Source organism: Leifsonia sp. 2TAF2 (assembly GCF_052115085.1).
GTDB lineage: Bacteria > Actinomycetota > Actinomycetes > Actinomycetales > Microbacteriaceae > Leifsonia.
In genome coordinates, this window is record NZ_JBFRFY010000001.1 from 72,738 (window position 1) to 93,028 (window position 20,291).

The following is a 20,291-nucleotide window of genomic DNA, read 5'->3' on the forward strand; positions in this document are numbered from 1 at the left end:
GTGACCGGTCACAAAGGATTGGATGCCCTCATGCTGCCAGCCCCCACGGGCGACTCGGCCGCCGCCGATGAGCCAGCCGCCGCCGCACGCGACGCAATCGCCGGCGGCCGCACAGCGCTCGGCATCGAGTTCGGCTCGACCCGCATCAAAGCCTGCCTCGTCGACGCGGACGACCCCTCGGTCGTGCTCGCGGTCGGCTCCCATGAGTGGGAGAACGCCTACGTCGACCGGCTCTGGACCTACGCCATCGACGACGTCTGGAGCGGACTCCAGGCCGCCTACGCCGCCCTCGTCGCCGACGCCGAAGCGCGGCACGGCGTCGCGCCCACGACCGTCGGGGCGCTCGGCGTCTCGGCGATGATGCACGGCTACCTCGCCTTCGACGAGACCGGCGAGCTCCTCGTCCCGTTCCGCACCTGGCGCAACACCAACACCGGTGCGGCCGCACGCGAGCTGACCGAACTGCTCGGGGTGAACATCCCGCTGCGGTGGTCGATCGCCCACCTGCACCAGGCCGTGGTCGATGCAGAGCCGCACGTGCCGCGGGTCCGCTTCGTCACGACGCTCGCCGGCTACGTGCACTGGCGGCTGACCGGGCGCAAGATCCTCGGCGTCGGGGACGCGTCGGGCATGTTCCCCATCGACCCGCAGACCGCCGACTACGACGCCGACCTCGTCGGCCGCTACGACGCACTGGCCGCCGGACGCATCCCGCCGCTCCGCGACCTGCTGCCCCAGGTGCTCGTGGCCGGAGAGCCGGCTGGCGAGCTGACCGCCGAGGGAGCATCCCTGCTCGACCCGTCCGGTGCTCTTCAGGCCGGCGCGCCGCTGTGCCCGCCGGAGGGCGACGCCGGCACCGGGATGGTCGCCACCGCCGCCGTGGCGCCCCGCACCGGAAACGTGAGCGCCGGAACCAGCATCTTCGCGATGGTCGTGCTGGAGCATCCCCTCGCCGAGGTGCACGACGAGCTCGACATCGTGACGACGCCCGCGGGCGACCCGGTCGCGATGGTGCACTGCAACAACGGCGCCAGCGAGCTGGCCGAGTGGGCCGGGCTGTTCGGCCGGTTCGCCGCAGCCTCCGGAGCCGTCACCGATCCGGATGCGGTGTTCGACACCCTGCTCCGCGAAGCGCTGACGGGTGAGGACGACGCGGGCGGCCTGCTCGCGTACAACCACCTGGCCGGCGAGCCGATCGCCGGGCTCACCGAGGGGCGTCCGCTCCTGGTCCGCTCGCCGGGCAGCCGCTTCACGCTCGGCAACCTGATGCGCGCCGAGGTGTACGGGGTCTTTGCGACCCTGGCGCTCGGGATGCGCGTCCTCGACGACGAAGGTGTGGCCCTCGACCGGATGCTCGCCCACGGCGGCGTGTTCCGCACGGCCGGGGTCGCGCAGCGCTTCCTGGCCGGGGCGCTGGACGCGCCGGTGTCGGTCGCCGCGACCGCGTCCGAGGGCGGAGCCTGGGGGATCGCGGTGCTCGCCGCCTACCTCCGCTCCCGCGGGGCGGCGGAGCACGACCTCGACGCGTACCTGCGTGACCGCGTCTTCCGCGACGTCGAGTTCGAGACCGCCGAGCCGGATCCCCGCGATGTGGCCGGATTCGCCGCCTACCTCTCCCGCTACGACGCCGGGCTCGCCGTAGAGCGCGCGGCGGTCGAAGCCCTGCCCGAACCCACCGCGTCCAGCACCTCCCCGGAAGGATCCGCCCAGTGACCACCGAATCCCCGGCCGTCCGCGCCGTCCGCGAGCGCGTCTCCGCCCTGCACGCGGAACTCGTCCGCTACGGCCTCGTCGTCTGGACCGGCGGCAACGTCTCCGGCCGTGTCCCGGGCGAGGACCTCTTCGTCATCAAGCCCAGCGGCGTCGACTACGACGACCTGGCGCCGGACAACATGATCCTGTGCACGCTCGACGGCGACGTCGTTCCCGGCTCCCTCGGCTCCGAGCGGTCCCCCTCCTCCGACACCGCCGCGCACGCCTTCGTGTACCGGAACATGCCGGAGGTCGGCGGCGTCGTGCACACGCACTCCACGTACGCAACCGCCTGGGCGGCACGCGCCGAGCCCATCCCGTGCGCCATCACGGCCATGGCGGATGAGTTCGGCGGCGACATCCCGGTCGGACCGTTCGCGATCATCGGCGACGACTCCATCGGCCGCGGCATCGTTCAGACGCTGACCGGCCACCGCAGCCGCGCCGTGCTCATGCAGAACCACGGCGTCTTCACCATCGGCAGCGACGCCCGCGACGCGGTGAAGGCCGCCGTCATGGCGGAGGACGTCGCACGCACCATGCACATCGCACGCCAGGGCGGCGACGTCGTCCCCATCCCGCAGGAGGCCATCGACCGCCTCTTCGACCGCTACCAGAACGTCTACGGACAGAACCCGGAAGGAACCGACTCCTGATGCCGAAACTCACCACCTCCCTCGACGGCTATGAGGTCTGGTTCCTCACCGGCAGCCAGCACCTGTACGGGCCGGAGACGCTCGCCCAGGTCGCCGACCAGTCGCGGGCCATCGCCGACGAGCTGGGCGCATCCCCCGATGTGCCGGTGCGGATCGTCTGGAAGCCGGTCCTGACCGATGCCGACGCCATCCGCCGCACCATGCTCGAGGCGAACGCAGACGACAACGTGATCGGCCTGATCGCGTGGATGCACACCTTCAGCCCGGCGAAGATGTGGATCGCGGGCCTCGACGCCCTGCAGAAGCCGCTGCTCCACCTCCACACGCAGGCCAACGTGGAGTTGCCGTGGGCCGAGATCGACTTCGACTTCATGAACCTCAACCAGGCCGCACACGGCGACCGCGAGTTCGGGTACATCCTCACGCGCCTCGGCGTACCGCGGACCACCGTCGCCGGCCACGTCTCCAACCCGGTCGTCGCCGCACGCGTCGGCACGTGGATGCGCGCCGCCGCCGGTCACGCCGCGACCCGCACCCTGAAGCTCGCCCGCTTCGGCGACAACATGCGTTTCGTCGCGGTGACGGAGGGCGACAAGACCGAGGCCGAGCACGTCTTCGGCGTGCAGGTGAACACCTGGGGCGTGAACGACCTGGCGGATGCGGTGGCCGCGGCCTCCGACGACGTGGTGGACGCCCTGGTCGCCGAGTACGAGGAACTGTACGACGTCGCGCCGGAGCTCCGCCGCGGCGGCGACCGTCACCAGTCCCTGCGCGACGGCGCTGCGATCGAGCTGGGCCTGCGCTCGTTCCTGGAGGAGGGCGGCTTCGGCGCCTTCACCACCAGCTTCGAGGACCTCGGCGCACTGAAGCAGCTCCCCGGACTCGCCGTGCAGCGGCTCATGGCCGAGGGCTACGGGTTCGGCGCGGAAGGCGACTGGAAGACCGCGATCCTGGTGCGCGCGGCCAACGTCATGGGTGCAGGGCTGCCGGGTGGCGCATCCCTCATGGAGGACTACACCTACGACCTGACGCCCGGCGACGAGCGCATCCTGGGTGCGCACATGCTCGAGGTGAGCCCGTCGCTCTCGTCGGCCACTCCGACGCTCGAGGTGCACCCGCTCGGGATCGGCGGGAAGGACGACCCGGTTCGCCTGGTGTTCACCGCCGACCCCGGGCCCGCGGTCGTCGTGGCGCTCTCCGACGTGCGCGACCGGTTCCGCCTGGTCGCCAACGTGGTGGAGGTCGTCGAGCCGTCGGCGCCGCTGCCGCACCTCCCGGTCGGACGTGCGGTGTGGAAGCCGGCTCCGGACTTCACGACCTCCGCGACGGCGTGGCTGGAGGCCGGCGCCGCGCACCACACCGTCATGAGCACGGCGGTCGGTGTGGAGGTGTTCGAGGACTTCGCCCGCATGGCGCGCACCGAGCTCCTCATCATCGATGACGACACGACGCTGCGGCAGTTCCGTCGCGACCTCGAAGGCAACGCCGCGTACTACCGGCTCGCCCGCGGGATCTGACGTTTCGAAGACCCGCCCGTCCCCCGTCGAGTCCGCACTCTTTGCACGCTCTCGCGCCGAGAACGTGCAAACTCTGCGGACTCGTTGGGGGGACGACCGGAGCGGGGGGAGCGCGTCAGGCGCGGCGCAGCATCCCGAGGCCGGCAGGCACGGAGAGAACCGCGACGGCCGCCACGAAGACGACGAGCACCGGCACCAGCGGCCACAGGATAAGCGCGACCCCGACCAGCAGAACAGGGAGCGCGAGCCCGATGTACGCGATCAGGAAGATCGCTGCGAGCACCTCGCCCCGGCGCTCCGGAGCTGCGAGCGACGCAGTCACGGCAATGGCCGACCGGAACTGAAGCCCGACGCCGGCGCCCGCGACCACCCCGCTGACGATGAACGCGGGGAGCGACGCGACCAGCACGCTCGCGGCCAGCCCGCCGAGGCCGACGAGCATGAGCACGAGGGCCAGGATGAGCTGGGTCCGGGTCGAGAGGCGTGCGAACACGATCTGGGAGACTGCGGACGCGGCGAAGACCGCGAACGGGACGAAGCCGGCGAGCAGGTGCGAGCTCTGGTGCAGTGTCTCGGCGAGCACGCTCGGCGCGAGGGACGTGAACAGTCCGAAAACCGCGAACCCGGCGAAAGCCGCGACGGCTGCGGCCGAGAAGGCGCCGCGCGACTCAGCCGGCAACGAGATCCGCTGCGGCCGGTAGGCCGGTCGCTCCTCGGCGCGCTCCACGGTCTCCGGCACGAGCGCGACGGCCACGGCGGCGACCGCGAGGGTCACGAGGAACACGACGTAGGGGAGCAGCAGCGGCTGCGGAAGGAACTGCGCGAACGCCCCGGCGATCAGCGGGCCGAGCGCGAGACCGCCGGTGTTGACGACCGTGGACACGGTTCCGGCGAGGCGCGGTCCCTCGGCCGGCCGGGCGACGGCGCGCAGTTCGCTCAGGTGCGCCGTGGCGCTCGCCGTGAGCGCGCCCACGCCGATCCCGGACAGGGTGCGCGCGACGATGAGTCCGGCCACGTCGTTCCAGACTAGGAACAGGGCGGCCGCGACGATCTCGACAAGCACTGCGATGAGGACCATGCGGCGACGCCCGGCGACGTCGCTCAGGTGACCGATGAGGAAGAGGCTCGCGATGACGCCGACGGCGTAGGCCGCGAAGATCACGGTGACCACCCAGGTCGGGAAGCCGTCGCGCGCCTGGTAGAGCGCGTAGAGGGGAGTGGGGATGGTCGAGAAGGCCATCACGGCGAGGAATGCCGCCGCGATGACCCAGAAGCCGGCGCCGTGCCGGAAGCGGAATGGCCGGTCGGCGCGGGCGTCGCGGATGCGGCGCATCGAGCCGGTGGCGGAGTCGGAGTCGAGCGTGCTGGTCATGCTTCGATGATGCGCCGTCGGCTCCATCGAGTCCAACGGAAATAGACGATGCTGATCATCATTCCAATCGATAGTCGATTACGCTGTGCCCGTGGATACCCGCCAACTTGAGTACTTCGTCGCCGTCGCCGACGAACGCAGCTTCACGCGCGCGGCCGAGCGCGTCTTCGCCGCACAGTCCACCGTGTCCGCCGGCATCCAGAGCCTCGAACGCGAGCTCGGTGCCGCGCTGTTCGAGCGGGATGCACACGGCGTGCGCCTGACCGAGGCGGGAGAGGCGGTCCTCACCGAAGCGCGGGCGGGCATCCAGGCGGTCGAGAGGATGCGCGAGCTGGCCGACGACCAGGGCCCGCTGCGGGGCACGGTGCGGGTCGGCATCTTCACGAACCTCCGGAGCGTCGACCTTCCGGGCATCATGGGCGAGTTCCACCGCCGCCACCCGCACGTCGACCTCCGTCTCGGCCCCTCGCCCGGGGGCTCGACCGGACTGGTGGAGGACGTCCGTCAGGGCCGGCTCGACATCGCATTCCACGGGCTGCCCGACGCCGTTCCCGACCTGCTGACCCGGCATCTCGTCGACTCGCCCTTCCTGGCGGTGCTGCCGGAGGGGCATCCGCTCGCTCGCGACCGGTCGGTGTCGCTGGCGGACCTGGCCGACGATCCGTGGGTGGATTCGCGCACCGGCTTCGGCAACCGCGTGACCCTCGACCGCGCGTTCGCGGCGCTCGGGCTCACCCGCCGCATCCCGACCGAGCTGGCCGACCTGGGCGAGATCCCCCGGTTCGTCGCGTCGGGGCTCGGTGTCGCCGCGCTGCCGGAACTCACGGTGATCCCCGCGGACGGCGCCGTCGTGCGTCCGCTCCGGGAGCCGGTCGACTGGCGGCTGAGCGCGATCGCCCGTCCGCGGCCGGGGCGAGCGGCCGAGGCGCTGCTCGCGCTGCTGGCCGAGCGCATCCACGCCGCCTGAGCGAACGCGCCGGGGACACTTCCCCGCGTCGCCGGGATGCGCCAGACTCTGGCCGGGAGGACGGATGAGCGGCGAACCGGACATCACGGACGAGCTGCGGCAGGAACTGCGGCACCGGATCAGGCCCATGCGCGGCCGGAATCCGCGCGAGCGAGGGCGCACGACCACCCCGCTGGAGCTGCTCTACGACCTGACCTATGTCGTCGCCTTCGCCGCCGCATCCGATCTGCTCGCCCAGCAGCTGAGCCACGGTGACATCTGGCCGGCGCTCGGAGCGTACGTCTTCGCCGTGTGGGCCGTCAGCTGGGCGTGGCTGAACTTCACCTGGTTCGCCTCCGCGTACGGCAACGACGACCTGCTGTTCCGCATCGCGACGATCGTGCAGATGATCGGCGTGATCGTGCTCACCTACGGGCTCCCGGTGAGCTTCGAGCGAGCGGCGCACGGCGAGAGCCCCAACAACATGCTCATGGTGATCGGATACATCATCATGCGCGTGCCGCAGATCCTCCTGTGGCTGCGGGCCGCGCGGGAGGATCCGTCGCACCGGAAGAACGCGTACTCGTACGTGCTCATCATCTCGATCGCGCAGGTCGGCTGGCTGCTGACCGCGATCGTCCCGCTGCCGGTCGGGGTGACGGTGACCGCGCTGGTCGTCCTGGCTCTCTTCGAGATGATCGCGCCCGTGGTCGCCACCCGGAGCTACGGCTACTCGCCGTGGAACGCGGGGCATCTCGCGGAGCGCTTCGCGCTGCTGACGCTGATCACGATCGGTGAGGTGATCGCCGGGACGACCGCCGCCGTCGCGGCGCTGACGCAGGAGGCGGGATGGTCGCCCGAAGCCGTGCTCATCGCCTCCTCAGGGCTGGTGATGGCAGCCGCCGTCTGGTGGACCTACTTCCTCGTGCCGTCACGACTCGTACTGGAGCGACGGCCGGAGCGGGCCTTCCCCTGGCGGTACGCCCACCTGGCGCTGTTCGGCTCCATCGCCGCGATCGGCGCCGGGCTGCACCTGACCACCATCGCCATGGAGCACGGCGGAGTGTCGCTGCTCGGCATCGCGCTGGCGCTCGCGGTTCCGCTGGCCATCACCATCGTGCTGATCTTCCTCACATGGAGTGTGCTCCTGCGGTCGTTCGATCGCACGCACCTGCCGCTGCTGCTCGTCACCCTGGCGCCGCTGGCGGCGGCTGTCGTCGTCGGCGCGGTGACGCATCCCGGAGAGGCGGTGGACCTGGAGCAGCCAGGGTCGCTGACGACGCTCAGCGTGGTGATCGGGCTGGTGGCTGCAGGCGCCGTCATCGAGGTGGTCGGCCACGAGCTGGTGGGATACGGGCACACGCTCCGTGCGTGGCGGGCGGGCGCGGCGCTTCAGGCCGGGTCAGTCGGTGCCGGGCCGCGTCTCGCCGACGGGGACGGCGCCTCCGGCTCCTGACTCGTGGCGGTCCTGGCTGCGCACCTTCAGCAGGCTAGCGGTCGCGGCGACCGCGATGGTGGCCCCGATGAAGACGAGCGAGAACCAGGTGGGGATCTCCGGGATCCACTCGACGTGCTTCCCGCCGTTGATGAAGGGCAGCTCATTGACGTGGAGCGCGTGGAACACCAGCTTGACGCCGATGAAGCCGAGGATCACCGCCAAGCCCTGCGAGAGGTAGACGAGGCGCTCGAGCAGGCCGCCGATGAGGAAGAACAGCTGGCGGAGTCCCATCAGGGCGAAGGCGTTCGCCGTGAAGACGATGTACGCCTCGCTGGTCAGGCCGTAGATCGCGGGGATCGAGTCCACGGCGAAGACGACGTCGATCAGGCTGATCGCGATGATCGTCAGCAGCATCGGGGTGACGAACCGGCGGCCGTCCTTCTTCACCGTCAGGCGGTCGCGGTTGTACTCGTCGGTCACCGGCAGGTGCCGGCGGATGAACCGCATGAAACGGTTGTCGGCCGGGTTCGAGTCGTGCGAGCCGAAAGCCTGCCGCCACGCCAGGAACAGCAGGAGCGCGCCGAACAGGTAGAACACCCACGAGTAGTTCTCGATGAGCCCGGCGCCGATGGCGATGAACGCGCCGCGCAGCACGAGCGCGATGATGATGCCGATCATCAGTACCTTCTGCTGGTACGCCTTCGGCACGGCGAACGCCGACATCAGCAGCAGGAAGACGAACAGGTTGTCGACGGACAGCACCTTTTCGGTGAGGTAGCCGGCGAAGTACTCGCCGCCGTAGGTCCAGCCGGAGACCATGCCGATCCCGACGCCGAACAGCAGCGCGAGGCCGATGTAGAACGCCGACCAGCGCGCCGACTCGCCGATGGTCGGCTCGTGGGGTTTGCGGACGTGCGCGAAGAACTCGTAGACGAAGAACGCGATCGTGACGGCGATCGTGATGATCCAGCTGAGCGGGGTGACCTGCACCGGAGACTCCAAGGGGTAGGCGGAACGACGCCCAAGGTCTCCTCCACTCCGACCGTGATCGGAACCAGTGGCCCGGGATGCGATGGCGCACCCGTAATGACGAAACCACTGCGGACGGGAGTACTCCCCTTGTCTGCTTCGATCCTATCGGCGGCGGGGCTGGTGAAGCGCTGGGAGTCCTGGGTTCGGGCGAGCGCGCTTGCGTCGCTGTGCCGGGTCCTGTTCTCAGGAGATCGCGGCACTGAGGTGCCGCCATGTACCGTATTCAGGACATAGCTGCACGGATCATCCCCAAACTCCTGAAAACAGGACGCGACCTGGCCTCACCGCACGACCAGCACCCGCGGCTCCTGTTTTCAGGTGATCGCGGCACTGACGTGCAACTATGTCCTGAGTACAGGGCATAGCTGCACCGAAGGTCGCCAAACTCCTGAAAACAGGACGCGAGCACCGCTGGAGTCCTGAAAACAGGACGCAGGAGGCGTTAGAGCGCGAGGCCGGTGTGCTCGCGGAGCGCCGCGACCAGCGCATCCTGAAACGCGACGTCGGCAGCCGCGGGATGCGGCCGCTGCTGCCGCTGGTGGTGCCAGTACCCGGAGGTGCGGGTCGCCGGGTCCTCGCCCTCGGCCAGCCACACCTGGGTGCGGTGGCCGAGTTCGAGGTCGTCCGGCGCGCTGCGGCCGCCCATCCGCGTGGGCACCCACCCGGGGTCGACCGCGTTGCTGAAGACGCCCGGCCGCAGCCGCGGAACAGCCGCCGCGAGCGCCGTGACCATCAGCTTGCTGTCCGAGTACGACGCGGTCGCCCTGCGCCCGGACCAGTCGAGGCCGTCGAGCCGGGGATGCCCGCCCCGGTGCATCCCGCTGCTCAGGTACACGTGGCGCGCGGCGGGCACCAGCGCCGTCAGCACGTAGGGCGCGACGACGTTGACGGGCAGGATGCCCGGCCCGTCGATCACGCCGGCGTTGTGGATGACCGCATCCACACCGCCGGCCTCGGCCACCCGCGCAGCGAGCTCCCGCACCTCCGACTCGTCGGACAACTCCGCCGGGATGAGCACCGCGGCATCGCCCAGCACCTCACGGAGTTCGCCCGCTCGGTCCAGGCTCCGGACGTGACCGATGACCGTGTGGCCGTCCTCGGCCAGTTCGCGGGCCGCGCCGAAGCCGAGCCCGCTTCCTGCGCCGGTCACCAGGATCCTCGCCATGTCCGCTCCTCCCGTTTCACTTCACCGTACGACCACCCCGGCCACCGCCTCCACCGCTTCGAGGATCGTCTCGGCGACCGGCCCCGGCTGGGAGACGCTCAGCGCGTGCGACCCGCCCGCGACCTCCCGCACTCCCCGTGCGCCCGCGCGCTCGGCGCCGGCACGGTGCTCTGCGACCGGGATGTTGAGGTCGGCGTCGCTGAAGACGCACCACGTCGGCGTCGTCTTCCACGCCGGCGTCTCGGCGCCCAGCGGCTCGGTGAGGGCCGCCTGCGTCACCGGTCGCTGTGTGGCCGCCATGAGCGCAGCGGTCCGCTCGTCCACGTCGGCGGCGAACTGGTGGTGGAAAGCGTCCGGCCGGATGACGAGGTCCACGCCGCCGTTCGAGAGGGGATGCGCGTCCAGGGCATCCGCGAGGGTGCTGCCGGGGAACTCGGTCGACAGGCCGAACGCCGTCTGCCCGTGCTCCGGCACGAAGGCGTTCACGTAGACGAGCCCCACGACCGCGTCGTTGCCCGCCGCGGCCTCGGAGATGACGAGCCCGCCGTACGAATGGCCGACGAGGACGACGGGTCCGCCGACGGCGGCGATCACGTCGCGCACGTACGCGGCGTCGCCGGCCAGGCTGCGCAGCGGGTTCGCGGCCGCGACGACGGGGACGGACTGCTCGCGCAGCCGCTCGATGACGCCGTTCCAGCTGGAAGAGTCGGCGAAGGCGCCGTGGACGAGCACGACGGTGGGTTTCGGATCGGTCATGATGGTGTCCTTTCAGGATGGGTGAGCCGTTCGCGGCGCACACAGCTATGACCGGATGGGCAGCTCAGCCGTGACAGAGTCGGCGGTTCTCAGCTCCAGCCGTCGAGCTTGTCCGGGTTGGAGACCACCCAGAGCTGGTCGACTGCGCCGGGGCGGCCAGCGAGGACGATGACCGCAACGGTCACGCGCGAGCGCGACGCCACGAGGCCCGGGCCGCCGTTGACGGAGCGAACCTCGAACCGGAGGGAGGAGGGATCGCCGAGGGCGCGACGGAGCAGTGTCAGCGCGGCTGCGATTCCCCCGCCAGACGCGGCCGGGCCGCACTCCGCCTCTCCGCTGTCGACGACGACACACACGCCCGACCCGAGCAGCCGAGCGAGCAGCACTGCGTCGTCCGCCAGGTAGGCGTCGCGGAACCCCGCCGCCAGCGCTGCGCGGCCGCGGTCACGCCGCACCCGCCGCCCGCGTCGTCCCGGAGCGCGCCATCGCCTCATCCGCTCGTCCTCCAGCGTCGTCGCTGTCGTCGTCCCCAGCGCCGCCGGCGCCATCACCCTCGCCGCCGGTCAGAGCGCCCGCCGGCGACACAGGCTCCAACCGGTCCTCGAAGTACACCCGCGACAGCGCAGAGCGGAGCCGCTCGGTCAACCGCAGCCGGCCGTTCTCGTCGGGCCGTGCTTGATAGCTGTACGCGGCGGCGGGGCCGGCGAGACGCGGCAGCTCGTCCGCATCCACAGAGCCGTGCACCTCCACGTACTCGCCGCCGGGCAGGCGCACGATACGGCCGGACTCGTACCCGTGAAGCAGGATGTCGCGGTCGCGCTTCTGCAGCGCCAGGCACACCCGACGGGTGACGACGAACGCCACAATCGGGCCGAGCACGACGAGCACCTGGTAGGCGGCGACGACGGATTCGACAGTGAGGTGGAAGTGCGTGGCAACGAGGTCCGCGCTGCCCGCGCCCCACAGCGAGGCGTAGAAGAGGATGCCGGCCACGCCGATCCCGGTGCGGGTCGGCTCGTTGCGGGGCCGGTCGAGCAGGTGGTGGTCGCGGTGGTCGCCGGTCACCCATTCCTCCACGAACGGGTACACGGCGATGGCGAGCAGGAACAGCCCGACGACGGCGAGAGGGATGAGGATGGCAAGGGTCCAGGTGCGGCCGAGCCACTCGAACTCCCACCCGGGCGGGACCAGCCGCAGGGCGCCGTCGAGGAAACCGGTGTACCAGTCCGGCTGGCTTCCGGCGGAGGCGTCGCCGGGCGACGACGGGCCGTACAGCCAGATCGGGCTGATGGTGACGGTCGCGGCGAGGAGCACGATCGCCCCCGTCGCGATGGCGAGCAGGCCCCCAGCGCGAGCAGCGAGGTCCGGCAGCACGGGCACGCCGACGATGCGGTCCTCCGTGCGGCCGGGCCCGGCGAACTGCGCGGGCTTCGTGACATACGCACTGCGCCATCGCGCCGCCAGCAGCACAACGAGCAGCACGGGGACCACGGCGACGTGGATGGGGTAGAGGTTCTCGATGATCCGACCGGGGAACTCGCCGCCGAACAGCAGCGCCGACAGCCAGGTTCCGACGACCGGGATGCCGAGGACGATGCCCTCCACGATCCGCAGCCCGGTGCCCGACAGCATGTCGTCGGGCAGCGCGTAGCCGCTCCACCCGCCGAGCAGCGCCGTGATCAGGAGGCCGAACAGCAGCAGCCAGGAGAGCCGGCGCGGACGCCGGAACGCACCCGTGAAGAACGTCACGGCCAGCTGCAGCATGATCGCGGCCGGCAGCAGCAGCCCGGCCCAGTGGTGCGCCTGCCGGAGCAGCAGCCCGCCCGGGAACTCGAACGAGATCCTGAGCGTCGAGCGCATGGCCTTCGACATCTCGGCACCGGCGAGCGGCAGGTACGGTCCGTCGTAGGTGACGCGCGTGCTGGAGGGCGTGTACACGAACATGAGCACGAATCCGGTGACGAACACCACGAGGATGCACGCCAGGGCGACGACACCGAACATGTTGGTCCAGTGCAGCGGAACGCGCCGGCCGCGCAGCTCCTCCGCGAACGTCGAGGCACGGCGGCCGGCCGACGTGCCGGACAGCACCCGCGAGGCGCGCGTGGTGAACGAGGTTCGCGGCCTCCGGTCGACGCTCATCGCGAGCTCCCCGCGCCGACCGCATCCCGCTGATCCTCACCGAGGAAGGCGCGGCGTGGATGCTGCACCGACAGCAGCGAGATGATGTCCCGCCCGAAGACGACGGCGCTCGCCCACACCAGCAGGACGCGCACCTTGCGCTCCCACGTGGGGATGGCGAGCACGTGGTACCCGCGGTGCATCACCCAGGCGAGGAAGCCGGTGATCACGATGCCGCGCCACTGGAAGATGCCCTTCCCGAGTCCCAGGGTCGCTACGACGCCGAGGCTGTGGTGCACGTAGTCCTTCGGCTGCTCGCCGCGCAGGGTCGCGGCGATGTTCTTCGCGAGGCGCTTCGCCTGGCGCACCGCGTGCTGCGCGTTCGGCACGGTGACCGCGCCCTCGATCGGGGATGCCAGATCCGGGACCGCGGCGTCGTCGCCCGCCGCCCACGCATCGGGGACGACCCCCTCGGGGCTGGCCACCCGCAGGTCGGCACGGACCATCACCGAGCCGCGCGCCGTCACCGGCAGGTCGGTGTTGTTGGCGACCACCGGGGTGGCGCCGTTGCCGGCCGTCCACACGACGGTGTGCGCGTCGAACTCCTCGCCCGAGGAGAGCACCAGGTGGCCGGCGTCGGCCGAGACCAGCTGTGTGCCGAGGTGGATGTGCGCCCCGCGTTGCTCCAGCGACCGCACGACCCAGCGCCCCGGCGCATCCGTCACTTCCGGCAGGATGCGGTCCCGCGCCTCCACCAGGTGGAACGACAGGTCGGAGAAGTGCAGCTCGGGGTACGACTTCAGCAGCGCGGTGGCGAGCGACAGCAGCTCGCCGAATCCTTCGACGCCCGAGAACCCGCCGCCGACGAATGCGACGGTCAGCAGTCGCGACCGCTGCGGCCCGGGCGGGAGGACGGACGCCCGGTCGAAGGCGTCGAGCAGCCGGTCGCGGATGGCGACCGCCTCCTCCACATGCTTCATGCCGATCGCGTGCTCGAGCACGCCCGGGATGGGGAAGGTGCGGGTCACCGCGCCGGCCGTCACGACGATGATGTCGTAGCCGAGCGCGAACGCCTCGCCGTCCTCCGGCTGCACGGTCACCGTCTTCGACGCATGGTCGATGCGGGTGACCGACGCGTGGATGAGCCGGGCGCGACGCAGATGGCTGCGCAGCGAGATCGCCGCGTGGCGTGCCTCGATCGACCCTGCCGCGACCTCCGGAAGGAACGGCTGATACGTCATGTACGGCCGCGGGTCGACGACGACGATCTCGGCTTCATCCTGCCGGAGCTTCTTCTCCAGCTTCCATGCGGTGTAGAAACCGGCGTAACCGCCGCCCACCACGAGGATCCGGCGCATCATCTTCTCCTGTCTCGCCTGGCTGGTGCCTTCACCAGCTATGACAAGACAGGCCGCCGTTTTGTGACAGCGCCGTTCAGGCGGGGACGGGCATCCGCTCCAGCTTCTCCGGGTTGAGCACCCACTGGAGCCGCCGGATGCCGTCGGCCGTCACATCCAGGGCGACGAACGCGACCACGGCACCGTCGCGGACGAGCACCGCGGCCGGGCCGCCGTTCGCCTCGACGAGGTGCACGGTCCCCTCCCAGAACCGGGTGTGGAACGCGTGCACGTACTTCGCCACCGTCTCCCGGGTGAAGACGGGGATGCGCGACGCGCGCGCCAGGCCGCCGCCGTCGGAGTAGCTGACGATGTCGGCGGTGAAGATCCGCTCGAGGGCGCCGATATCGCCCGACTGCGCCGCCTCGAGGAAGGCCTCCAGCACCCGCTTCTGCTGTGCACGGTCGACCTCGCGCACGTCGCGCTCCTCGGCGAGGTGCTTGCGTGCGCGGCTGACGAGCTGACGGGCGGAGGCCTCCGACCCCTGGATGATCTCGGCGATCTGTCCGTACGGGTAGTCGAAGGCCTCCCGCAGCACGTAGGCGGCGCGCTCCGTCGGCGTCAGTTTTTCGAGCAGCACGAGCACCGCGAACTCGAGCGCCTCCCCGCGTTCCGCTCCCAGCAGGGGGTCGGCGCTCGTGTCCACCGGCTCGGGCAGCCACGGACCGACGTACGTCTCGCGCCGGACGCGCGCCGACTGCGCCTGGTTGATCGCCAGGCGCGTGGCGGTGGTCGCCAGGAAGGCGGCCGGCTCGCGGACCACCGTGCGGTCGGTCTGCTGCCAGCGCTCCCAGGTGTCCTGCACGATGTCTTCCGCGTCCGCGACCGTGCCGAGCATCCGGTAGGCGATGCCGAACAGGCGCGGTCGTACGGCCGCGAAGGTCGCCGCGGCCGCATCCAGATCGTCGTGCTGTGCTGTCTCCCCGGGCATGGTCAGATGCTAGCGAGCGTCCTCCAGCCAGCGGGAGTAGGTCGTCCCGCCAAAACGCTGGTCGGTGATCGCAGGGTCGTTGCCGGGGGTGAGCGAACGGTCGTCGACTTTCCCGCCGAAGTACCCGGCGGCAGGTTCCGTGACGACGGTGCGCGAGTCGCCTCGAACCGCGAGCAGCCGCCGGGCGAGGTCGTCCAGCCGGAGCGGTTCTGGTCCGGCGATCTCGATGACACCGTTCACGGCTTCGGCGACGGCGACCTCCGCGAGCGCTGCTGAGACGTCCGCCGCGGCGATCGGCTGCATGAGCACGTCCGACAGGATCGTCGTGTCGCCTTGGCTCGCCGCGTCCGCCAGCGTCTGGATGAACTGGAAGAACTGCGTCGCGCGCACGATCGTGAAGGGGATGCCGCTCTCGCGAACGATGCGCTCCTGCGCGTCCTTCGCGCGCATGTAGCCGATGTCGGGCAGGCGGTCGGTGCCGACGATGGAGAGCACGACATGGTGGCGGACGCCGGCCTGCTTCTCGGCGGCGACCAGGTTGGTGGTCGACCGCTCGAAGAACTCGAGCACGGGGCCGTCCTCGAAGGACGGCGCGTTGGGGGTGTCCACGACGACGTCAGCACCCGCGAGCGCCGCCTCCAATCCCGCGCCGGTCACCGCATCCACACCCGTCGACGGGGATGCGGCGACCGCGTCGTGCCCGCGCTCCTGCAGCAGCTCGACGACCTTCCGGCCGACCAGGCCGGTTCCGCCGATGACGACGATCCTCATGAGGTTCTCCTTGTCTGAACGCGCGGTCCGTCCGCGGGCTCAGCAACTCTGACCGGGCAGGAGGCGCCGTTGTGACAAGCTCCGGTCAGCGGAGCAGCGTGTGGTGGCCGGAGACCGCATCCGCAGCCACCGTGGTGGACGCCGTGGTCGACGCTGTGGCCCGCGGGTTGCGGATGCCGACGCCCGAGACGACGGCTCCGATAGCCACGGCGATAGCGGCCGCGGCCGCCAGCTCGTGGAACCCGGCCACGGCCGACATCGCGCCGCCCGCGGAGCCGGCCAGCGCGACGGCGACGAGCCCGGCGACCCGGGAGACCGCGTTGTTCACGGCCGACGCGATCCCTGAACGGGCGGCGTCGACGGCTCCGAGGATCGTCGCGGTGAGCGGTGCGACCGTGATGGACATGCCGAGACCGAAGACCGACACCGCGGGCAGGACCTCGGTCAGGTAGTCGGCCTGCTCGCCGATGCGGAGCATGAGCGCGAACCCGCCGGCCGCGACCAGCGGCCCGACCGTCATCATGACGCGGGGACCGATCCGTCCGCTGAGCCGGCCGAAGAACGCGGAGAGCGCGATGAGCAGAATGCTCGACGGCACCATAGCGAAGCCCGCAAGCGTCGCGCTGTAGCCGGCGCCCTGCTGCAGGAAGAGTGCGAGAGCGAACGTGCCGACGGCCACTCCGCCGTAGATGAAGGCCGTCGCGACATTGCCGACCGAGAAGTCGCGCGCCCGGAAGATGCGGAGGGGCAGCATCGGCTGCGGACTCCGGCGCTCCCACAGCACGAACGCGACCAGCGCGACCAGGCCGAGCGCCAGGGATCCCGCGATCAGCGGCGAGCCCCAGCCGTACCGCGGGTGCTCGATCAGGGCGAACACCGGCAACCCGAGCCCGACGACCGCGAGCCCAGCGCCGACCCCGTCGACCCGGGCGCCCGCGGCGCGCGGCGGATCGGCGGGCAGCCCGCGGAGAAGGAGCAGCGTGACGGCGATCGGAAGCAGGTTGATGCCGAACACCCACCGCCACGACAGGGTGTCCACGAGGACCCCGCCGAGCACGGGCCCGGCGATGCTCGCCAAGGACGTGATCGCGGTCCACGTCCCGATGGCCCTGCCCTGCTGCGCACCGCTGAACGTGCTCAGGATGAGCGCGAGCGAACTGGGGACGAGGAGCGCACCGGCGACCCCCTGCAGTCCCCGCGCGACGATAAGCACTCCGGCGGTCGGCGCGAGCGCGCACAGCGCCGAGGCCACCGCGAAACCGAGCAGCCCCCAGAACAGCACCCGGCGGCGGCCATACAGGTCGGAGAGCGACCCGGCGAGCAGGATGACCGCCCCGAGGGTCAGCAGGTACGCATCCACGACCCACTGCTGGGCCGCGAGTCCGCCACCGAGCTCCCGCCCGATCGCCGGGAGGGCGACCGTGACGACGCTGCCGTCGAGGAAGGCGATGAAGGTCGCGAGCACCGCGACCGTCAAGACCGTGCGTTGCTGGGGTGTGGACCATCTGCTCATGGGGTGTCCGTCCGTTCTCCGGGTTCGTTCCGGGGATTCCCGGCCCCGGCTCTGACCGGATGGCACGCCCGTTTGTGACGGAGGCCGGCCGCGCGACCGGTATCCGATAAGCGCATCGCTACGCTGCGTCGATCGAGATCGAGACATCGGCTCCGGGCACTGAATCTCTGGAACAAGACGGCGGATTCGTACCATGCGAGCGAGGTGGCGCGCACGAAAGGCTCCAAGTATGACCAGGCCACAACACGCCTGGTCAGAAAGGAAAGTAAGTGAAACTGTTGAAACCAATCCTCGCTGCGTTCATCCTGGCCCTCGGATTGTCCTTTGGCGCAGGAGCGCCGGCCAATGCGGCGGGTGCCGCTCCATCAAACGCTCACGTGAGTCTGTACAAGTCTTACGCCGTAGTCGGCTGGAGCGCGGCTCCAGGAGCAACGTCATACAAGGTGATCGTTTCCAAAGATGGCTACTCCGGGCCATACCAGGGGTACACCACCACGTCGACCTCAATACAGCTCTCTTATGCAAACTTCCCGTACCGGGATGGCTCGGGTAAGGCGTATCGATTCAGCATTCAGGCGATAGGTGGGGGTTGGACATCGACCGCGACAACTGACCTAAAGGTGTTCTACGACGGCACTCGCGGCGCTGTCTCAACGAGCAATAAGAACGCCGCTGGACAAAAGGTCGCCGACTGCATCCACCAGGGCAGCGCTGCGGGACTCATTACAGGCGCAGGTGCCGGGGCAGTGGCATTGGCTACCGTCTGGATTCCCGGCGTCGACGCAGTCACGGCGGGTGGAGCTGCCATTGCGATCGCAGGGGCCGCGGCAGGTACGTTCATCGTCTGTATCATCAACTAGGTTGAGCTGAGGAGTACACAAATGCCAACCAACACAAAGCGAATCGCGGGAATCGTGACTACGAGCATCTTGCTGTTCGTAGTCACCTGCCTTGCTCTGCTCTGGCTCTACACTTCGTTCGGATGGCCGCTCTGGCAGGGAGTCATCTTGGCCATCGTTGTGGGCTTGATCGCGGGCGGCGCGAACTTCTTGTTCGCGCGACGCGCCAGGTAGTCGGTCGGACGGATCGCGGAGAGGGCGCTAGTCGCCGTTCCCCGCGATCCGTTTCGCGCATTGGCGTTCCGGTAGAGCTGTGCACAGCAACCCCGACCATGCGGGAGGCCACGCGTCCGCGGAGACAATTCCGGCCGCTATTGCGATTACAGCCAGCGCCACACGGTTCCGCACACCGAACGTGACTTGCATCGCTGTTATGTGATGGGCGACCGTGTGCGGTGACACGAACAACTCGTTTGCGATTTCGGCTAATGCATCACCGCGTCCGAGCAGCAGGAGCACTTCAACTTGACGCGCCGTGAGCGTGGGAGAACCGCAACACCGGCAAGCCCCCCGCACGCGCGCCATTCACCGACCTAGCTACTCCGGGACCCAGACGAAGCAGTCTACGGGCGGCTGGAGACTTCGACTCGAATCAGGTCAGATGTCACATCCAGCCCGCCCGTCTGGTCATAGCTGGTGAGGCACCGCAGCGGGCGGTCGTCCACGAGCTGAAGGAGTCAGCACATGAAGATCGTCGTCATCGGGGGAACGGGCCTCATCGGCTCCAAAGCGGTCGCGAAGCTGGGCGCACACGGCCACGAGGCCGTCGCCGCATCGCCGAACTCGGGCGTGAACACCCTGACCGGGGAAGGCGTGGACGCGGCGCTCGCCGGGGCCGACGTGGTGGTCGACGTGTCCAACTCGCCGTCGTTCGAGGACAAAGCCGTCATGGACTTCTTCATCACCTCGACCGGCACGCTGATCGAGGCGGAGCGGAAAGCGGGCGTCCGCCACCATCTGGCTCTCTCGGTCGTCGGCAGCGAGCGGATGACGGACAGCGGGTACATGCGCGCCAAGCTCGCGCAGGAGCACCTGATCCGCGAGTCCGGCATCCCGTTCACGATCGTGCACGCCACCCAGTTCTATGAGTTCGTGAAGTCGATCGCCGACGCCGCCACCGATGGCGAGACCGTCCGGCTCGCCCCGGTCTTCATCAAGCCCATGGCCGCCGAGGATGTCTCGACGGCGGTCGCCCGGGCAGCCGCCGGAACGCCGCTCGGCGCTGTCCACGAGGTGAGCGGGCCCGAGGAGTTCCGCCTCACCGAGCTGATCGCCCGTGGGCTGCAGGCCAGGGGCGACACCCGCACCGTGGTCGAGGACCCGGACGCGCGCTACTTCGGTGCGCACCTGACCGACCGCGAGCTCGTTCCCGGGCCCGACGCGGAGGTCTTCCCGACGACCTTCGACCAGTGGTCGGATGCGCAGGTCGGCGCGAGCCGCTGATCGTTCGGCCCGGCCGGGTCGCGACGGAAGAAGGAGAGGACGCCCATGTCGATGACGGACTGGCTGCCGGCCGTTCGCACGAGCCGTCGCCGGACGGTCGCCGCGCTGCGCCGGTCGGCCGCCGCGCGTGACCTCGCCGGATTGCGAAGCCTGCTGGATCCGGAGGTCGCCGTCGTCGTCGATGCGGGCGAACCCGATCGCGCGAAGGTGCGGGTGGTGCGTGGCGTCGACGATGCCTCGGCCCTGCTGACCCACGCGCTCTCGGCCCGTCGTGGCCAGGACGTCGCCGAGCGTCCGGTCAACGACCGCCCGGGGCTGGTCGTCAGCCGCGACGGCCGGCCGACGGCGGCGATCGCCGTCGACCTGACCGGGCACCTCATCAGCGTCGTGTGGGTGCGCCTCCACCCGGTTCCGCTTCGGCACGGCGTCGCGGTGTAGCCGGAGCGAACTGGCAGCCGCGGCAGCTCCCCAGTGGGCAATACCCCTCAACCGCGACGGTCGGATGCGCGTTGTTGGCGGGAACCCCCGGCGTCACGGCTCGCCGCGGACCGTAGTGTCGGCCCTGCACGGTCGGCACCCGGC

Annotated in this window: 19 protein-coding genes; 8 read left to right on the top strand and 11 right to left on the bottom strand. The window is 70.2% G+C overall.

Going from position 1 to position 20,291, the window contains the following annotated elements; translation table 11 throughout:
• The first annotated feature begins 30 nt into the window (after positions 1-30).
• From AB4Z18_RS00320 to araA, 3 genes are read left to right on the top strand one after another with little or no spacing between them, the layout of a single operon-like run.
• Positions 31-1,713, top strand: coding sequence for a xylulokinase (locus AB4Z18_RS00320; protein WP_441780707.1), 1,683 nt, complete (start codon positions 31-33; stop codon positions 1,711-1,713).
• Positions 1,710-2,408 carry an L-ribulose-5-phosphate 4-epimerase gene (locus AB4Z18_RS00325; RefSeq protein WP_441780708.1) on the top strand — a complete coding sequence of 233 codons (699 nt, stop codon included), beginning with the start codon at positions 1,710-1,712 and terminating at the stop codon, positions 2,406-2,408. Before AB4Z18_RS00320 ends, AB4Z18_RS00325 begins: the two co-directional genes overlap by 4 nt.
• The gene (gene araA / locus AB4Z18_RS00330) at positions 2,408-3,925 is read left to right on the top strand and encodes an L-arabinose isomerase (RefSeq protein ID WP_441780709.1); all 1,518 of its coding nucleotides are present in this window, start codon (positions 2,408-2,410) and stop codon (positions 3,923-3,925) included. The genes AB4Z18_RS00325 and araA overlap by 1 nt, the downstream gene beginning before the upstream one ends.
• A gap of 115 nt (positions 3,926-4,040) precedes the next feature.
• Here araA and AB4Z18_RS00335 read toward each other — a convergent pair whose 3' ends face one another.
• On the bottom strand, positions 4,041-5,297 hold the full coding sequence (locus AB4Z18_RS00335; RefSeq protein WP_441780710.1) for an MFS transporter: 1,257 nt from the start codon (positions 5,295-5,297) through the stop codon (positions 4,041-4,043).
• 91 nt (positions 5,298-5,388) lie between these two features.
• On the opposite strand from AB4Z18_RS00335, the gene AB4Z18_RS00340 reads away from it, so the two are divergent.
• Together AB4Z18_RS00340 and AB4Z18_RS00345 are read left to right on the top strand one after the other, a co-directional pair.
• Positions 5,389-6,264 (top strand): LysR family transcriptional regulator, encoded by an 876-nt coding sequence (locus AB4Z18_RS00340; protein WP_441780711.1) that lies wholly within the window; start codon positions 5,389-5,391, stop codon positions 6,262-6,264.
• Positions 6,265-6,328: 64 nt separating this feature from the next.
• On the top strand, positions 6,329-7,699 hold the full coding sequence (locus AB4Z18_RS00345; RefSeq protein ID WP_441780712.1) for a low temperature requirement protein A: 1,371 nt from the start codon (positions 6,329-6,331) through the stop codon (positions 7,697-7,699).
• On the opposite strand, the gene AB4Z18_RS00350 is transcribed toward AB4Z18_RS00345, so the two are convergent.
• From AB4Z18_RS00350 to AB4Z18_RS00390, 9 genes are all read right to left on the bottom strand, one after another.
• Entirely contained in the window at positions 7,646-8,671 is a 1,026-nt protein-coding gene (locus AB4Z18_RS00350; protein WP_441780713.1) for a TerC family protein, read from the bottom strand. The genes AB4Z18_RS00345 and AB4Z18_RS00350 overlap by 54 nt on opposite strands.
• A 484-nt stretch (positions 8,672-9,155) precedes the next feature.
• Positions 9,156-9,878 (bottom strand): SDR family NAD(P)-dependent oxidoreductase, encoded by a 723-nt coding sequence (locus AB4Z18_RS00355; protein ID WP_441780714.1) that lies wholly within the window; start codon positions 9,876-9,878, stop codon positions 9,156-9,158.
• Between the two features lie 21 nt (positions 9,879-9,899).
• Complete coding sequence (locus AB4Z18_RS00360; RefSeq protein WP_441780715.1) at positions 9,900-10,634, bottom strand: alpha/beta fold hydrolase; 735 nt, start codon at positions 10,632-10,634, stop codon at positions 9,900-9,902.
• Positions 10,635-10,723: 89 nt separating this feature from the next.
• Positions 10,724-11,089: a hypothetical protein gene (locus tag AB4Z18_RS00365; RefSeq protein WP_441780716.1), complete on the bottom strand. Its 366-nt coding sequence runs from the start codon at positions 11,087-11,089 to the stop codon at positions 10,724-10,726.
• Complete coding sequence (gene qcrB / locus AB4Z18_RS00370; RefSeq protein ID WP_441780717.1) at positions 11,079-12,776, bottom strand: cytochrome bc1 complex cytochrome b subunit; 1,698 nt, start codon at positions 12,774-12,776, stop codon at positions 11,079-11,081. The genes AB4Z18_RS00365 and qcrB overlap by 11 nt, the downstream gene beginning before the upstream one ends.
• Positions 12,773-14,113 (bottom strand): NAD(P)/FAD-dependent oxidoreductase, encoded by a 1,341-nt coding sequence (locus tag AB4Z18_RS00375; protein WP_441780718.1) that lies wholly within the window; start codon positions 14,111-14,113, stop codon positions 12,773-12,775. Before AB4Z18_RS00375 ends, qcrB begins: the two co-directional genes overlap by 4 nt.
• A gap of 76 nt (positions 14,114-14,189) precedes the next feature.
• Positions 14,190-15,083, bottom strand: coding sequence for an RNA polymerase sigma-70 factor (locus AB4Z18_RS00380; protein WP_441780719.1), 894 nt, complete (start codon positions 15,081-15,083; stop codon positions 14,190-14,192).
• 9 nt (positions 15,084-15,092) lie between these two features.
• Complete coding sequence (locus AB4Z18_RS00385; protein ID WP_441780720.1) at positions 15,093-15,854, bottom strand: SDR family oxidoreductase; 762 nt, start codon at positions 15,852-15,854, stop codon at positions 15,093-15,095.
• 85 nt (positions 15,855-15,939) lie between these two features.
• Positions 15,940-17,367: a DHA2 family efflux MFS transporter permease subunit gene (locus AB4Z18_RS00390; protein ID WP_441780721.1), complete on the bottom strand. Its 1,428-nt coding sequence runs from the start codon at positions 17,365-17,367 to the stop codon at positions 15,940-15,942.
• A 269-nt stretch (positions 17,368-17,636) separates the two neighbouring features.
• On the opposite strand from AB4Z18_RS00390, the gene AB4Z18_RS00395 reads away from it, so the two are divergent.
• Entirely contained in the window at positions 17,637-18,227 is a 591-nt protein-coding gene (locus AB4Z18_RS00395) for a hypothetical protein (protein ID WP_441780722.1), read from the top strand.
• A gap of 240 nt (positions 18,228-18,467) precedes the next feature.
• On the opposite strand, the gene AB4Z18_RS00400 is transcribed toward AB4Z18_RS00395, so the two are convergent.
• The gene (locus tag AB4Z18_RS00400) at positions 18,468-18,791 is read right to left on the bottom strand and encodes a response regulator transcription factor (protein ID WP_441780723.1); all 324 of its coding nucleotides are present in this window, start codon (positions 18,789-18,791) and stop codon (positions 18,468-18,470) included.
• A gap of 159 nt (positions 18,792-18,950) precedes the next feature.
• On the opposite strand from AB4Z18_RS00400, the gene AB4Z18_RS00405 reads away from it, so the two are divergent.
• Together AB4Z18_RS00405 and AB4Z18_RS00410 are read left to right on the top strand one after the other, a co-directional pair.
• Positions 18,951-19,709 carry an SDR family oxidoreductase gene (locus AB4Z18_RS00405; protein WP_441780724.1) on the top strand — a complete coding sequence of 253 codons (759 nt, stop codon included), beginning with the start codon at positions 18,951-18,953 and terminating at the stop codon, positions 19,707-19,709.
• A 45-nt stretch (positions 19,710-19,754) separates the two neighbouring features.
• A complete protein-coding gene (locus tag AB4Z18_RS00410) occupies positions 19,755-20,147 on the top strand; it encodes a hypothetical protein (protein ID WP_441780725.1) in 393 nt (130 codons plus the stop codon).
• Positions 20,148-20,291 lie beyond the last annotated feature (144 nt).